General features: G+C 71.6%; 12 protein-coding genes. All 12 read left to right on the plus strand.

What is annotated here, in order from left to right; all coding sequences use genetic code 11:
• Positions 1–344 precede the first annotated feature (344 nt).
• From D7X30_RS18890 to D7X30_RS18945, 12 genes are read left to right on the plus strand one after another with little or no spacing between them, the layout of a single operon-like run.
• Positions 345–1487 (plus strand): Pvc16 family protein, encoded by a 1143-nt coding sequence (locus D7X30_RS18890; protein WP_120564338.1) that lies wholly within the window; start codon positions 345–347, stop codon positions 1485–1487.
• On the plus strand, positions 1484–3520 hold the full coding sequence (locus tag D7X30_RS18895) for an ATP-binding protein (protein WP_120564339.1): 2037 nt from the start codon (positions 1484–1486) through the stop codon (positions 3518–3520). The genes D7X30_RS18890 and D7X30_RS18895 overlap by 4 nt, the downstream gene beginning before the upstream one ends.
• Complete coding sequence (locus D7X30_RS18900; protein ID WP_120564340.1) at positions 3517–3789, plus strand: hypothetical protein; 273 nt, start codon at positions 3517–3519, stop codon at positions 3787–3789. Before D7X30_RS18895 ends, D7X30_RS18900 begins: the two co-directional genes overlap by 4 nt.
• Positions 3786–4457, plus strand: a complete 672-nt coding sequence (locus D7X30_RS18905) for a hypothetical protein (RefSeq protein WP_120564341.1) — start codon at positions 3786–3788, stop codon at positions 4455–4457. Before D7X30_RS18900 ends, D7X30_RS18905 begins: the two co-directional genes overlap by 4 nt.
• 18 nt (positions 4458–4475) lie before the next feature.
• Complete coding sequence (locus tag D7X30_RS18910) at positions 4476–4751, plus strand: hypothetical protein (RefSeq protein ID WP_120564342.1); 276 nt, start codon at positions 4476–4478, stop codon at positions 4749–4751.
• A gap of 21 nt (positions 4752–4772) precedes the next feature.
• Positions 4773–5903 (plus strand): phage late control D family protein, encoded by a 1131-nt coding sequence (locus tag D7X30_RS18915; RefSeq protein ID WP_158619295.1) that lies wholly within the window; start codon positions 4773–4775, stop codon positions 5901–5903.
• On the plus strand, positions 5900–6583 hold the full coding sequence (locus tag D7X30_RS18920) for a phage baseplate assembly protein V (protein WP_199724414.1): 684 nt from the start codon (positions 5900–5902) through the stop codon (positions 6581–6583). Before D7X30_RS18915 ends, D7X30_RS18920 begins: the two co-directional genes overlap by 4 nt.
• A gap of 10 nt (positions 6584–6593) precedes the next feature.
• Positions 6594–7073 carry a hypothetical protein gene (locus D7X30_RS41985; RefSeq protein ID WP_121712288.1) on the plus strand — a complete coding sequence of 160 codons (480 nt, stop codon included), beginning with the start codon at positions 6594–6596 and terminating at the stop codon, positions 7071–7073.
• 11 nt (positions 7074–7084) lie between these two features.
• Complete coding sequence (locus D7X30_RS18930; protein ID WP_120564344.1) at positions 7085–7453, plus strand: GPW/gp25 family protein; 369 nt, start codon at positions 7085–7087, stop codon at positions 7451–7453.
• Entirely contained in the window at positions 7450–9888 is a 2439-nt protein-coding gene (locus D7X30_RS18935) for a baseplate J/gp47 family protein (RefSeq protein WP_120564345.1), read from the plus strand. The genes D7X30_RS18930 and D7X30_RS18935 overlap by 4 nt, the downstream gene beginning before the upstream one ends.
• Positions 9885–12413, plus strand: a complete 2529-nt coding sequence (locus D7X30_RS18940; protein ID WP_120564346.1) for a baseplate J/gp47 family protein — start codon at positions 9885–9887, stop codon at positions 12411–12413. The genes D7X30_RS18935 and D7X30_RS18940 overlap by 4 nt, the downstream gene beginning before the upstream one ends.
• Positions 12410–15793 carry a hypothetical protein gene (locus D7X30_RS18945; protein WP_120564347.1) on the plus strand — a complete coding sequence of 1128 codons (3384 nt, stop codon included), beginning with the start codon at positions 12410–12412 and terminating at the stop codon, positions 15791–15793. Before D7X30_RS18940 ends, D7X30_RS18945 begins: the two co-directional genes overlap by 4 nt.
• The last annotated feature ends 59 nt before the right edge of the window (positions 15794–15852 follow it).

Genomic DNA, 15852 nt, shown 5'->3' on the forward strand with positions numbered 1-15852 from the left:
CCGGCATGGCGCAGGCGAAGGCTGCTCCGCCCTCGGCGCCACCCCAGCCGAAGGTGCCTGCCGGAAGTCCAGCGCCGGTCCCCGCGCCGAAGTCCGCGCAGCCCACTCCGCCCGCGCCGCGCCCTCGCGCCGACGCCGCGAGCGTGCGCCCCGCACCCGTGCCTGCGCCGCAGCGAGCGCCTTCGCCCGCGCGGCCCGCCCCTCCGAGCATCTCCATCTCGGTTGGCCGCATCGAGATCGTCGGCAGCCGTGCGCCCGCGCCACGGCCGGCCACGGTGCACGCGCCGCGCTCTCATCAGATCGAACCGGGGCTCCCGCTCGGTCCTTTCGGCGGGAGGTGGTAGGTGGCGACGTTCAACAACCTCTACCACGCGACCGAGGCCATCAAGCACGTCCTCGAGACGCGGATCACCCCGGCGCCGGGCAACGTCATTGCCGGCCCGCCGCCCGACACCGCCATCACCATCGAGGAGCTGCGGGTGTCGCTCCTCTGGGTCAACGAGCAGGCGGGCCACAAGAACGACGGCTACATCCGCAACCCCGACGGCACGTCTTCACCGCCGCCCGCGTCGTTGTCCCTCTTCGTGCTGATCACCGGCTACGGCGAGGACCCCGAGACCAACTCCGCCGGTGCCCACCGCCTCATCGGCGAGGTGCTGCGGATCTTCCACTCGGAACCGCACATCGAGCTGCCCATCCCGGCGCTGCCGAGCAACAGCGGAAGGGGCCGCATCTCGCTCGCCCTGGTGCCGCTCACGCCCGACCTGGTGGAGAAGCTCTTCTCGCCGCTGCAGATCAAGCACCGGCCCTTCCTGCTCTACGAGGTCGGTCCGGTGCAGCTCGTGAGCAAGCTCGCCGCGACGCCGGTGTCGCCGGTGGTCGCCCCGGGAGGCATGGTCCTGACCGGGCCCTCCATCTCGACACCGCCCCGCATCGGACGGCTCGTGCCGAGCAGCCTCGCGGAAGGGGGCTACCTGCGCATCGATGGGGCCTTCCCGACGTCCATCGACGCGGTCTGGATTGGCGCCAGGAAGTTCGTCGCCGGTGGCTTCGACGTCATCGAGCCGGGCCGCGCCATCGGGCTCAAGCTGCCCACGGCCGGACCGAACGCGGTTCCATCGGGTGTCCACCGCATTTCGGTGATGAGCGGCAAGGTGGGCTCCGAGCCCGCGGACCTTCGCATCGTGCCGGCGGGCACCTGGTCGGTCGATGGACCGAAGGTCCTCTCCGTGGCGAAGGGCGCGACCTTCAAGCTGGAGGGGCAGGGCCTCGCGCCCGCCACGCAGGTGTACCTCTGGCCGGACAGCGGCATCTTCGCGCCCACCGACGTGCACCGGATTGGCGGCCTCACCGTCACGCCCACCTCGGTGGAGTTCACCGTCCCCAGCCTGACTTCCGGCGACTACCGGTTCTCGGTCGAGCTGACCCTCGGGGCTTCGGTGCCGTTGCAGTTCACGCCGTTCGTCACCGTGGAGATCAAGGGATGAGGGACTCCGCGCCTCCTCCCGTGTCCGCGCTCGCGCTCGCGCGTGAGCTGGTGCTGCTCGGCGCGGAGGCAGCGGTCCGCGAGCGCGAGACCGCCACGTTCGACGCGGCGGCGGGATTCGCGCATGCGCCCGAGCGGTTCCGGGAGCTCGGCGAGCGGATGCGCGCGTGCCTGCTGAGGCAGGACCCCATGACGGCCCGCCTGCGTGGCCGGCTCGGGCTCTCCGAGGAGGGCACCTGGCTCGTCGTCCTCGCCGCCGCCGTCGAGGCCCACCCGGAGTGCGCCGCGGCCGCGAGCATCCTCGCCGAGGACGAGCGCGTCCAACTGGTGACGCCGGCCGCGTTCGCCCGGCTCCTCGTGTCCGCGCAGGGCGTCCCGTTCGAGCGCTCCCTGTCCGAGGCGATCGAGGGCGGCGCGGCGGAGCGCATGGGCCTGGTGGAGCGCATCGAGGCGGCCGTCCAGAAGCCGCTCGCGCAGGTGCCCGTGCGCCTTGCCTCCGCCGAGGCCCGGCGCCACCTGCTCGCGGACGTGCCCGACGTGGAGCCCACGCAGCTCGCCATCACGCGCGAGCCTCCCTCCCAGCGGTTGGGACTGCCCCGGGCGCTGGTCGAGGGCGCCCGCGCCATCCTGGATGAGGAGGGCGTCCTGTGCCTCCGCGCCGGGACGGCCCGCACGTCGCGCCAGCTGGGGCTCGACCTTGCCTCCGTGGCCGGGGAGACGGCCTTCCTTGTCGGGGGCGCGGACGAGCCGCCGGACGCGGCCGAGGTCATGCGCCTGCGCGGTGGCCTCCCGGTGGTGGACCTCCACGCCGCCTGCCAGTCGCGCCCCTTCCCCGAGCCGTGGATCCGGATGGTCTCGCGGCACCTCCCCGCGGTGGTGCTCCTGGTGCCACACAACGCGTACACCGGCGCCTGGCCCACGGTGGATCTGCCGGAGCTGGACCTCGATGCGCGCCGCCGCGTGTTCGAGGCCGAGTTCGGCGAAGGACCCGTGGCCGCGGCGCTGGCCCTCCGCTTCCGATCGAGCCTCGACGAGGTGCGCGCGGCCTCGCGCGCCGCCACCACGAAGCTGCGCCTCGCGGGTGGTGCCTCCGCCGGAGTCGACGCCGACGCCATCGCCGCGGAGCTGCTGGCCCAGGGCGCGCGGAAGATGGGCCGGCTCGTCACGCACATCCTCTCGCGCGCGGTGTTCGACGACCTCGTCGTGCCGCCGCACCTGCGCGACACGCTCGTCGACATCGTGGGCTTCTACCGCGCGGCGCCCCGGGTGCGCGCCGAGATGGGCCTCTCGGGTGCGTCGCCGCTGGGCCGCGGCCTCTCGTGCCTGTTCTCGGGCAGCCCCGGCACGGGCAAGACGTTCGCCGCGCAGTGCCTCGCCAGCGCGCTCGGGCTCAACCTCTACCGCATCGACCTGAGCCAGGTCGTCTCCAAGTACATCGGCGAGACGGAGAAGGCGCTGTCGCGCGTGTTCGAGGAGGCCGAGGCCGGGCACGGCATCCTCCTCTTCGACGAGGCCGATGCGCTCTTCGGCAAGCGCAGCGAGGTCAAGGACGCGCACGACCGGTACGCCAACGTGGAGGTCGCGTACCTGCTCCAGCGCATGGAGTCCTTCGAGGGCATCAGCATCCTGACGACCAACCTGCGCAGCAACATGGACACCGCCTTCCTGCGCCGCCTCCGGTTCGTGCTGGAGTTCCCCATGCCGGATGCGTCCATGCGGACGTCGCTGTGGCAGCGCTCGCTTCCGCCCGTCGCGCGCTGGGCTCCCGGGCTGGACCTGCGGCACTTCGTGGAGCGCTTCAGCCTGGCGGGCGGGAGCATCTACAACATCGGCGTCGCGGCGGCGCACCTCGCCGCGTCGGAGCCTGACGGCCTCGTGCGGATCGATCACCTGGTCCGCGCCACGTACCGGGAGCTGGAGAAGGTCGGGCTCGGGCGCTCGCGGGAGGACTTCGGGCCGCTCGCCGTCCACCTGCCGGGCCACGCACAGGAGTTGAACGGCAAGCCGGTGGTCTGGGCGAGGGGGCGCGCATGAGCGGCATCTCCGTCCGCATCGACACCATCTCGGTGCTGGGCCTCTCCGACGAGGTCCGCGCGCAGGCCGTCCAGGCGACGGTGCAGGACGCCCTGCGCAGGCTCGCGGAGCGCCTCGCGAAGTCCCCGCTCGCGCGCTCCGGTGTGCAGGAGCTTGCCCTGGAGCGGCTCTCGCTCGACGCGCTCCCCGCGGACGAGCTGCTTTCCGAGCGCGGCGCGGAGCGTCTGGCCGACGAACTCTACTCCGCCGTCATGAGGAGGTTCCCGTGAGCGACCCTGTCAGCTACCTGCGAGGCGCATTCATCGCGTATGAGCCGGGCGGTTACCCGAACGGCGACAAGCGGGTGATTCCGTTCCGCTTCAACCCCGAGATTTTGACCCGGGCCTTCCAGGTCGAGCAGGGCAAGAGCGGCTCCGGCACGGAGGGCGCGGCGAAGGGCTTCGGCAAGGGAGAGCAGGGGGCCGACGCCGCCAGCGGCAACGTCAAACAGACGCTCACCGTGCAGGTGCGGTTCGACTTCGATGACCGGCTCCAGAGCGCGGAGAACCTCCCCGCGGAGCTGGGCATCCTCCCGGAGGTCAGCGCGCTGGAGGGACTGCTCTTCCCGGCGGAGAGCCCGCAGGACCGCAGCTCCGACGGTAAGGAGCCCGTGAAGGCGCGCAAGCAGCGCCCCACGGTCCTGTTCGTGTGGGGCAAGAAGCGCGTGCTCCCCGTCCGCATCACCGGGATGAACGTCAACGAGACCCGCCACAACCGCGACCTCAACCCCATCCGCGCGGAGGTGGACGTGCAACTGGAGGTGCTCACCGACGCGGACGCCAAGGACAACAAGGCCGTCCAGGACGCGCTCGCCTTCACCGCGTCGAAGCGCTCGGAGATGGCGCGGCAGTTCCTGGATACGACGGCCGCGCAGGGGACCAACATCCTGCCGCTCTGACGCGAAAGGCGCTCACCCGTGATCGACAAGACGAGCCGATACGCGAAGACCCCCACGGACACCGCCACCGACGCCTCCGGAGAGGACGTCACGCTCCTGTCGCTCCGCGAGATTCCGGCGACGGGCGGCGTCTTCTTCCACGCGCCCGGCGAGGGAGAGCGGCTGGACAACCTGGCCCAGCAGTACTTCCGCGATCCGAAGAAGTTCTGGCGCATCTGCGACGCCTCCAGCGTCCTCGACCCGTTCGACGTGCTCGTCCCCGGACGGCCCGTCCTCATCCCGCCGAACCGCTGAGGAACCATGCCGGATCCGCGCATGCTCGTATCCATCGATGGGGAGCCGATCGAGGCCTCGGTGCTCGGTCTGCTCACCCGTATCGAGGTGCGTGAGAGCGACGCGGACCCCAGCTTCCTCGCCCTGCGCTTCAACGCCACGCAGTCGCCCGAGGGCGAGTTCTCGCCGCTGGATGACGGCCTCTTCGTGCCGTCCGCGAAGGTGTCGGTGCAGATTGAACCGCCCGGCGGCACCTCCGTGCGCCTCTTCGAGGGCTTCGTCACGCACGTGCGCCCGCACTTCGAGTCCGTCGAATCCAACAGCTACGTCGAGGTGCTCGCCATGGACGCGGCCGTGCTGCTCGCGGCCGAGGAGCGGGTGGAGGCCTATCCCGATGTCACCGACACCGAGGCCGCGGAGAAGGTCTTCACCCGCTACCAGCTCGCCTTCTCCGGAGAGACGACCGGCACGCGCCACGAGGAGAAGAAGCAGCTCCTCGTGCAGCGCGGCACCGACTGGGAGTGGGTCCAGCGCCTGGCCCGGCGCAACGGCTTCGTCTGCTACCTGGAGCCCGACCCGCAGAGCGGCGCCGTGACGGCGTACTTCCGGCCGCGCGCCATCAAGGACACGCCCCAGCCCGACCTCACCCTCCTGCGCGACGATCCCAACCTCAAGTGGTTGGATCTCCAGGCCACGATGAGCGGGCCCGCTCGCGTGAAGGGCTCGGCGATCGACCCCATTGGCAAGCGGCTCGTGCGCTCCGACGGCAGCCCCAAGCTGGATCCGCTGGGGGACGGACTGGTGGGCGACGCGCTGGAGAAGGGGCTGAAGCAGGCGGGGGCGACCGGCTCCGTCACGCTCCTGCGCGACCCGTTCCCGGCGGAGACGGCCATCGCGGATGAAGGCTCGGCGGCCACCGACCGGGCGCTGTTCGCGGTCGAGGCGAGGGGAGAGGTGGACACGCCCCTGTACCGGGGGCTCCTCCGCGCGCGCCGCCCGGTGCTCATCAAGGGCGTGGGGCGGATGTTCGCGGGCGTCTACTACGTGCGCGCGGTCCGGACGACGGTGGACGAAGGGGTGATCAGCCAGACCTTCGTCGCCGAGCGCAACGCGCTGGGCCTCTCCGGGAAGGAAGACTTCGGCCAGAGCGCCGAGGAGGTTCCGCCGCAATGAAGGTGGAAGACCTGCTGCGCACGTTCGAGGAGCGGTTCCTGCACCGCTTCTACGGAAAATACGAGGGCGTCGTCACCGACAACGCGGACCCCCTGGAGCTGGGGCGCCTGCGCGCGAAGGTGCCCGCCGTCCTGGGCGAGGACGTCCCGTCGGGCTGGGCGCTGCCGTGCGTGCCCTACGGCGGAGGCAAGGACCGCGGCTTCCTGTTCACGCCGGAGGTCGGCGACACGGTGTGGATCGAGTTCGCGGGCGGCGACCCGAGCCGGCCCATCTGGTCCGGCTGCTTCTGGGGCGCCCCGGAGAGCACCGGCCAGGCCGACGACCTGGGCACCGAGAAGGGCACGGAGGTGCCCACCTCCGAGGACACCAAGGCCGGCCCGATGAAGCACGTGCTCCGGACCAAGGCGGGCCACCGCATCTTCATGGATGACGACGGAGAGGTCGTCGTGCTCGCCCACGGCGGCGACAAGGTCGAGCTGCGCCTGACCAAGGACGGCGAGCTGATCATCAAGGCCGACAAGATCAAGCTGGGCGACGGGGCGGAGCAGGCCGTCGTCCTGGGCAATGACTTCATGCAGTTCTTCAACAGCCACACGCATCCCACCGGCGTCGGGCCGTCCGGGCCTCCGGCCCAGCCGATGCAGTCGAGCCACCTGTCGAAGAAGACCTTCACGGAATAGGCCGCCTCCCATGCCCCTCGTGTTCGACACGCTCAAGACCCAGCTCGAACAGACCTGGCTCGTCCCGGAGGGCGGCTCCTATCCGCAGGACGTGAACGAGTCCGCGGACCACTTCGCGACCGCGGTGTCCAGCTGGTTCGCGGCGGGGCAGGCGGCGGGGATCCCCTGCGCGACGGCGCTCGCGCGCAAGTCCCAGCTCGCGGCGGCTGCGGCGGGTGCGCTCGCGGCGCAGTCGGCGCAGGCCGCGGGCACGCAGCTGGCCATGGGCGTGGCGGCGTACATGGCGGGCCAGAGCTTCCCGCCCGGGACGGCGTCCTTCCCGACGGCGGCGGGCGCGGCGGTGTCGCAGATGATCTCCGTGTTCTCCGACGTGGACGGGTCGGTGTCGCAGAAGGCGCAGCAGATAGCGACGGCGTGCACGCTGCTCGCGTCCACCACCCTCGTCATCTTCCCCGTTCCCCCTGGCCCGCCGCCCGCGCCCATCACCTGAGGAGGACTCCCATGGCCGATCGCTTCCTCCAGCACCCATTCCGGTTCGGCGCCCAGGGCGGGGTCGCCGTCATCGATGACGCGGACAAGCACCTGCGCGACAAGATCCTCGCGGTCCTGTTCACCGCGCCGGGAGAGCGCGTCAACCGGCCGGACTTCGGCGTGGGCCTGAACCGCGCCGTCTTCGACGAGCTCAATGACCTGACGATTGGAGCGCTGGAGTTCCGCATCTCGCAGTCGCTCCGCCGTGACATCGGCGATGAAATCCTGGTGGACGGCGTCGACGTGGAGGCTTCCCCCGAGGACGGCGAGCTGTGGGTGAAGATCGCCTTCCGCCGCCGCACGGACCGCCTGCCTCGCAACCTGGAGGTGCGGCTGTGACGTCCCCGTGGTTGCAGTGGTCCGGCCGCCATGGGACCTCGTTGTTCCAGGGCATCGACTACCTGGAGCTGAAGCTCCTACCCAACGAGCAGGCGCCCACGTCCGCGACGCTGGTCGTCCACCTCCAGCGGACCTGGGTCGCCCCCAAGTTCTCCGAGAAGAGCTTCGCCATTTCGGGCGGGCTGCGGATCACCGACCTGGGCTTCACCTACGTGGGCGAGGACAGCGCCCAGAAGACCGTCACGCTCGCGCTCTCCAATGTCGGTGATGCGTCCGAGTACACGTTGACGCTGCTTTCCACCGGAGAGGGGCCGAACGGCCCGCGGGTTCATCCCTTCTTCGGAAGCGCGACGTTCGACTTCACGCTGAGCTGCGAGGGCGGCGACTGCCGGCCCCTCACGGAGCAGCCGCCCAGGGCGTTGCAGCCGCGGCCCGCGGTGGACCTGCTCACCAAGGACTTCTCGGGCTTCGTGCAGATGTTCGGCGACTGGGTGCGCGTGAAGAACCCGGCGTGGGCGGACCTCTCGCCCGCGGCCCTGGAGCGCGTGCTCGTGGAGTTGCTCGCGCACCACGGCGACCTGCTGAGCTACTACCAGGACCGCGTCGCCAACGAGGCGTTCGTCGACACGGCCAGCCAGCGGTACTCCCTGCGCCAGCACGCGGAGCTCCTCGGGACGCGCCTGTTCGACGGCACCGCGGCCGAAACGCTCCTCTGCTTCCAGGCCCAGAGCGACGGCTACCTGCCCGTGGGCATCGAGATCACGACCCCGGCCGGGGCGAGCGGCGCGGAGGTGGTGTTCTGGCTCACCGAGCGTTCGCGGGTCCTCACCGCCCACAACGTGCTGCCACTCGCCGCGTGGCCCGGAGCCGACGACGCCATCATCCCCGAGGGCGCGAGCGAGATGCTCCTCTGGGGCACGGTCGAGAACCTCGGCGTGGGCCAGACGCTCGCGTTCGTGCAGGGCAATTACTTCGCCACGACGCCCCCGGACGCGCCCGTTCCCCCCGCGCAGATCGTGACGATCACCGCCTTCCGCCACGAGCGGCTTCCGGGATGGACGGCCTCCGCGTCGGACGCCCCGCACACGAACGAGTCCGCGGTCACGGTCGTCGCGTTCGAGCCGCCGCTGGCCACCGCGATGCGGCCGGCGTGGGGCGAGCCGGACGCGCTGCGGATCCACGGCAACCTGGGGCGGGCCCGGTTCGGCCGGTCCCGGCAGGACCGCTACGTCCGCTCGGAGACGGCCTTCTCTCGCGACCGCCAGAGCTACGTGCTGGAGCGGCGGCCGGGGTTCTCGCACCTGCTGCTGCGCGCGCTGCGGCTTTCGGAGACGCAGGTCGTGTTCGAGTCCACGGTCACCGCGGCGGGGCTCGCGGGCTCCTCGGTCCGGGTGGAGGTGACGATCGGCTCGGAGAAGTGGCAGCGGGTGGAGCACCTGCATGCTTCCCAGTCCTTCGACAGGCACTTCGTCGCGACCGCCGACGAGGACGGCTCGCTGTGGCTCGAGTTCGGTGATGGCAAGCAGGGGCGCGCCGTCGAGGTGTGGTCCGAGGACGCGCTGAGCCAGGCGCAGCAGCACAGTGAGCAGCTCCCCGGCGACATCGTGGTGGAGTACCGCACGGGCGACGCGGTCGCGGGCAACGTGGGCGCCGGTGTCCTCACGCGCTTCGTGCCCGGCCAGTCCGCCGTGGCCGGCTTCTCCGGGCTGCGCGGGACCAACGTGCTCCCGGGCAGGGGAGGACTCCGGGCCGAGACGCGAGAGGCCGTGCGCCTCCGCATCCCGGCGTCGCTCCGGCATGGCCCCGTCGAGCGCGCCGTCTCGCTCTCCGACTACGCCGTGGCCGCAGGCACCGTGAAGGGCGTGGGGCGCGCGACCGCCAGACTCCTGGGCGGACCCTTCAACGCGGTGCTCGTCCTGGTGGATCCGGAAGGACAGACCGGGCTCTCCGAGCCGCTCCGGCAGGCGGTGTTCGACCGCATCGACGCGCTGCGCATGACGGGGCGGGAGCACTTCGTGAGCGCCGCGGAGTACGTGCCCATCGACGTGCGGCTCGGCATCTGCGTCGAGCCGGGGGCGCTGCCCTATCGCGTGCGCTCGGCGGTCCTCGCGGCGCTGCGGCCCGGCTCCAACGCCAACCCGGGCTACTTCCACCCGGACCGGCTGAGCTTCAGTGACGGGCTGGAGGTCGGGGAGTTGCTCGCGTTCGTGCAGCGCATCCCGGGCGTGCGGTCGGTCAAGGCGCTCCGCTTCCGCAAGCTCAAGGTGTTGTCCGCGAATGAGGTCGAGTCGCGCATCACGCTCGCGCCGACCGAGGTCGTCCGCAACGACGGCGACGATGACCTGCCGGACTACGGAAAGCTCAAGGTCCTCGTGGTCGGGCTCGACGCGGGCGTGACCGAGAAGGACTTCGTCATCGAGGAGGTCGCCCCGTGAGCCGCCCACCGCGCTTCCGCACCGCGTACTCCACCACGGGCGAGCCGCTCGCGGGCCGGACCGTGCTCGACTATTTGCCGGACGAGTTCGCCGACCTCCTCGACGAGCAGCGCACGCTGGCCTCGCACGAGCTGGGCTTTCCGCCCTCCACCGCGCAGGGCGACTTCGCCGGCACGCTCATGGAGCTGGCGGCGCTCCTCGGCCACACGCTGGGCGCCTACCAGGACCGGTACGCGAACGACGCCTTCCTGGGCACGGCGCTCACGGCGAAGGCGCTGGTGCGCCACGGACGCCGCCTCGGCTACGAGCCTGGGCCGGGCCTGGCGGCCACCGGGTACGTGTTGCTGACCCTCAAGGACGGCGTGTCCGGCACCGTGCTCCGGGGCCTGGGGATGGGCTCGGCGGCCGTGGGCGAGAAGAAGGCTCAGGACTACGAGACGACCGAGGACCTGGCCGTCAGCGCGTCGTGGAGCGAGCTCTTCCCGTACGACGCGCTCGCGGTCCTGCCGCTCTCCGGCAAGTCGACGTTCGAAGTAGAGGGGACGGGGCTCGGCATCGAGCAGGGCGGCTTCGTGGTCATCGAGCGGGGGACCACGCTCTCCGCGCACGAGGTGAGCGCTCCGCCCGTGGAGGGTGGGGGACGGACGCGGCTCACGGTGAAGCAGCCCCTCACCGGCAGCGACAACAGCTTCCCGGGCGCCGTCGTCTGGGCGAAGCCCGCGCATGACCTGCATCTCTTCGGCTGGGACACGCCGGCCTCGTCGTTCACGGAGGCGGAGCTGCGGGGTGGGGCCCTGCCCACCAATCCCGCGTCGTACCCAGCCCACGGCTACACCGTGACGCCCGCGAACAACTCAAGCGAGGCGAACGACCTCTATCTGTCCGAGGAGCTCAAGAAGTCGGTCATCGGCACTCCCGGGGTTCGCGTCACCAGCTCGGGGCCGTCGGCGCTCAAGGTCACGACGGAGGTGTCGAGGAACGTCACGTTCTCCAAGGTCCGCCACGTGGTCGTCCAGATTCCGGTGGACCCCACGAAGCCGAACGAGGCCCAGGTCACCGTGCTCAATGAGAAGCCCACCGTGAGCGTGGCGAGGACCGTGACCGCCATCCAGGCGACGGCGGGCGGCACGACCCTGACGCGGAGCGGGCAGGACATCCGGACCAGCCGGTGGCTCCTCGGCTTCGGCGTGAAGGCCTCCCTGGTCGCGACCGGGCCCAATCCGGCGGCCATCACCCAGCCCGGCTCGACGCCCGTCCGGCTCGACCGTCTGGTCGCGGACCTGGAGCCCGGCCGGCGGGTGGCGCTGGGAGAGCGCACGGGCGGAGCGCGTTACGAAATCGTGCGCATCACGTCGGTGGGCACGTGGGCGGATGGAAACAGCACCGTCCGGACGCAGCTCACCTGGGAGCCCGTGGAGCCGCCCGTGGCGGGCGCGCCCTGGACGTTCGGGGCGCTTCGCATCCTGGGCAACGTCGCGCGCATCTCCCACGGGAAGACCGCGTCGGAGGTGCTGGGTGGCTCGGATGGGAGCACGCCCTTCCTGCGCTTCCCGCTCAAGCAGAAGCCGCTCACGTACCTGCCCTCGCTGGACGGCGCGGAGCCCGAGCTGGAGGTTCGCGTGGCGGACGTCCTGTGGCACCGCGTCGTGGACTTCGTGGCGTCTTCACCGGAGGACCGGTGCTACCTTGTCCAGCGCGACGAGACCGGCACGGTCAGCGTGGTGTTCGGAGACGGCCTCCAGGGCGCCATTCCTTCCTCCGGGAGGAACCACATCGTCGCGACGTACCGCATCGGCATCGGTCCGGATGGCGACGCGGAAGCCTTCGCCGTGAGCCGGCTCAAGAAGGCGCATCCCCTGGTGGAGCGGGTGGCGAACCCCCTCGCGGTGAAGGGCGGCGTGGCCCCGGCCGAGCCCGAAGAGGTGCGCACGCAGGCAACGGGCTACATCCGGACGTTCGACCGCGCCGTCTCCGTGGAGGACCACAAGCAGCTCGCGCTGCAGTTCCCGGGCATCGTGAAGGCGAGCGCGGAGTGGACGAAGCTCGAGGGCGGCGCGGAGGGGATCCGCGTGGTGGTCGCCGACGCGAAGGGCACGGCGGCGACCGCGTCCCAGTTGAAGGACTTCCTCCAGGCCCGCCGTGACACCACGGTGCTGCTGGACGTGGTGGGCCCGGAGCTCGTCGGGCTCAAGCTCAAGCTGACCGTGGAGAGCGACCCGGCGTACCTGCGGGAGAGCGTCGAGCGTGCCGTGCGCGACGCGCTCTGCGGCACGTCGAAGGACGCGCCGGGCCTGTTCGCCTTCGAGGCCCGCGACCTGGGACAGCCCGCGTTCCTGAGCGAACTCTACGAGCGCATCGAGCGTGCACCCGGCGTGCTCTTCGTCCAGCTGCACCTGTTCGACACGCTCGAAGAGGTCGGCAAGGGCCAGCCCCCGCGAGTGGCCGACACCGTCATCGCGTGGCCAAACCAGATGCTCGTGCTCGCGCCCCAGGACATCGAAATCCTCTCTCCGGAGCTCCCATGAGCGGCGAAGGCGGCGACACCCCCACGCTCGACCCCGGCGTCCGTGCCCTGGTCACGGACCTGCTCTATTCGCACCTGCCGGCGCTCTACCGCGTCGTCGACATGGCCGAGGGGACACGCGAGCCCCAGAAGTCGCTCGCACCCCGGGGCGTGGAGGAGCTCTACAAGTTCCTGCGCATCCTCGCCGCGCCCATCGCGCGGACGCGGCAGAACATCGAGGAGCTGCACGCGGACCTCTTCATCGACAAGAGCGCGGATTGGGTCCTCCCGTACCTGGCGGACATGATCGGGATGCGGCTCGTCTTCCCGGATGCTCCGTCCAACCGGCGCGACGTGCGCGGCACGGTGGGCTGGCGTCGCCGCAAGGGCACCCCCACCATGTTGGAGGAGATGGCGGGAGACCTCTCCGGCCAGCTGGCGGTGAGCCGCGAGGGATGGAAGCGGATCCTGCTCGCCCAGGACCTCGACCTCTACCGGCCCGAGCGGACGATCGCCGGGCTGAGAGAGGCGACGATCGCCGAACGTGCGTCGGGCCCGCTCGACACCGCGTTCCACGCCGTGGATCCGCGGCGCATTGGCCGGACCACCGGGCGCTACCACCCCAAGCACGTCGCGCACTGGCTGTACCCGACGAAGCTGTTTCCCGTCACGGAGGGAACGGCGAGGGACCGCACGCGCTACGGCGGCGGCGGTGTGCCCGAGGTGGACTACCGGTTCGCCTTCAACCCCCTGGGCGACGACGTGCCCCTCCGGGTGCGGCGCGCCTCGGCCGAGGACACGCTCGCGGGAGATCGCGTGCCGCCCCTCCACTTCGGAGCGAGCCCGGGCGACTACTTCGACCAGGAGGGTGGCAGTGGCGCGCGCTTCACGGTGCGCTTCACGGGCCTGCCCGCCGCCGTCGCCAGTGCCACGAAGGAGGCGCGGGCCTCCATCCGCCTGCCCGCGGAGCGCGCGCTCGCCGCGGACCTCTGTGACGTGCTGCTCCTGTCGCACGTGGCGGAGCGGTTGTCGTCGCCGGTCCGGGTGGGGGTGATGGCCGTGCCGCTCACCGGCGCGGACGCCAACGTGCCGAACACCGCCGGGGGCATGCTTCGCGGAGAGGTGCGCATCGAGGCGCGCGGTGGGACGTCGTCCCTTGGCGTGGCCGGGCCCGTGGCGGGCCCGTATGCCGTGATGCTGCGGCTCGTGGCGGACGGGGGCGCGGGGTACTTCCCGGGTGCCGTCATCGAAGTCGCCTGCCGCGCTCCCTCGGCCTCGATGCCGCCCGCGGATCCGCGCCTCGCCACGATGGGGTTCCTCGCGGGCGCGCTCACCGTGGAGCTCCCCGCGACGTGGGTGGTGGGGGAGCGGTGGCTGTTCGTCGCGGCGGACGGCAGCGTGTACGACGCCGACCCTGCCGGCACCCCGCTGACCGTCACGTCCGAAGGGCTGCGGCTGCCCGGTGAGGCACTGTCGGCCGGGCCGGGGCCGGCGTGGCCGCCCTTGCCGCTCACCTCCGAGCCCGAGCCGTGGCGGAGCATTCCCTCCGCGACCGCGCGGGGGCCAGTGGTCGTCCACGGTCCACGTGCGCTCGACGTGACCGGTGCGCCGGTGGTGGCGGGCAATGCCGTGGCGCTGCGGCTGGCGTTCGCGCTCCGGATCAAGAGCCGCATCCACCCGTTCCTCCAACTGGCGTGGACCGGCCCGGACGCCACGGCGGTGACCGCGTGGAAGGCCTTCAAGGAGGACGGCACCGACGTGACGACGGCGGCGGAGCTGCGAGCGGCGTGGAGGTTCTTCGCGCAGGAGTCCGCGGCCTCGCGGGACGATGCCGAGCTCTGGCTCAGGTTGGAGTCCGACACGCAGCGCATCCTCCTGCCGTCCTGCGAGGTGTCCTTCACGAGCGACCAGGGTGAGGCGGTGCTCATCCACCTTCCGGCGCTCGAGACGAAGGTGCCGCCGCTCGCGGGCTGGTCTCCGTCGCTCGCCTTCGCGAGCGAGGCCGTGTCGGTGAGGCTCGACGGCTCGACGGTCTGGGCCGGCAGCCTGCAGGTGGCGCGCTTCGCGTGCGGGGCCATCACCCCCATTCGCGAGGCGAAGACGCTCTGCCGCCGACAGATCCGGCAGCGCACGCTGTGCTGGTGGAAGAACGAGGATCCGATGAGCCCCCAGCTCGGCCTCGCGACGCCCGCGGGCTGCCTGGACATCGATCCCGCTCACGGCCTGTTCTCCTTCGCGAAGACCGAACCCGCGGCGCCGTTCACCGTGGCGTCGGTGCACACAGGGGCCGTCGGCTGGCCGCCGAGCCCGGTCACGGTCGACTATCTGGAGGGGTATTCGTTCCACACGGGGGCCCGCCCTGATGCGCGTGAGCCCCTGCTCGCCGAGGAGCTGCCCGCGCCGACGCGGCTCGTGCTTCGAGGCGGCAGCCTGCACCGGGACGCGCCCCTCTCGTACCAGGCCCTCCCGCGCTACTCGACGCTCGGGGAGGCGCTCGCCGCCGTCGTCGCCGATGGCGTGAAGGCGGCGAAGCACGAAGTCATCCAGTTCGAGGACAGCGCGACGTACGCGGAGAGCGCGCTGGTCTGGCCGGCCAACGTGACGTCGCTGACCCTCCAGGCGGCGGAGCTCCACCGGCCCGTCATCCTGCTCGGCGCGGCGTGGGCGAGCGGCGCGCCCCCGACGTACGAGAAGCTGACGCTGCACGGGCTCGCCATCCGGCAGACCACCTATCCGGGGTCGCCGCCGGTTCCGGCCACGGTGGCGCTGGACCCGCCACCCGCCAGACAGGTCGAGGTGCGGTTCTGCTCCGCGCTGGCGCCCCACGACCTCTGGAGGTTCACGGCCGCGGCGGGCTCGGACACGGAGATCCGTCTCTTCCGCTGCCTCGCGCCGAGGCTCCAGGTGAACGGGGCCGCCTCCGTCATGGTGGAGGAGAGCGTGCTCGACGCCGCGGGCGGCGCGGCCGTCCAGGCCATTGACAGCGAGGTCCGCTTCGAGCGCTCGACGGTGGCGGCCGTGCGCGCGGACCTGGGCGGGGGCGCCTCGGTGGACGTGCGCGTCATCGAGGCGAGCGAGAGCCTCTTCACCGACGTGGCGCGGGCGCGCGACCGGTTCCACGGCTGCGTCCGCTACAGCCGCGTGGAGCCAGAGAGCCTGCTGCCACGCAGGCATCGCGTCACGGAGGACCTCGCCCTGTTCGTCACGCGCGACCGGACCGACGCCGCGCACCTCCGTCTGTCCGAGGAGTGCCCGAGGTCCATCACGCGCGGCGCGGAGGACGGTTCGGAGATGGGAGCGTTCCACGGCGCGCGCTTCGCGCAGCGGGGCGACGCGTTGCTCACGAGGTTGATCGAATACACCCCCGCGGGGCTCCAGACCGGGCTCCTGCGGATGGACTAGCGCGCCGGGCCACTGGGTTCGGCGATACCTGAGACACCGGGAAGAGGACGGTTGAGAGA

It is taken from the genome of Corallococcus sp. AB011P (genome assembly GCF_003611605.1).
GTDB lineage: Bacteria > Myxococcota > Myxococcia > Myxococcales > Myxococcaceae > Corallococcus > Corallococcus coralloides.

Coding starts and splice junctions, on each gene's coding strand:
- D7X30_RS18895 (WP_120564339.1), top strand. CDS start 1,484: ATGAGGGACTCCGCGCCTCCTCCCGTGTCCGCGCTCGCGCTCGCGCGT.
- D7X30_RS18900 (WP_120564340.1), top strand. CDS start 3,517: ATGAGCGGCATCTCCGTCCGCATCGACACCATCTCGGTGCTGGGCCTC.
- D7X30_RS18915 (WP_158619295.1), top strand. CDS start 4,773: ATGCTCGTATCCATCGATGGGGAGCCGATCGAGGCCTCGGTGCTCGGT.
- D7X30_RS18920 (WP_199724414.1), top strand. CDS start 5,900: ATGAAGGTGGAAGACCTGCTGCGCACGTTCGAGGAGCGGTTCCTGCAC.
- D7X30_RS41985 (WP_121712288.1), top strand. CDS start 6,594: ATGCCCCTCGTGTTCGACACGCTCAAGACCCAGCTCGAACAGACCTGG.
- D7X30_RS18930 (WP_120564344.1), top strand. CDS start 7,085: ATGGCCGATCGCTTCCTCCAGCACCCATTCCGGTTCGGCGCCCAGGGC.
- D7X30_RS18945 (WP_120564347.1), top strand. CDS start 12,410: ATGAGCGGCGAAGGCGGCGACACCCCCACGCTCGACCCCGGCGTCCGT.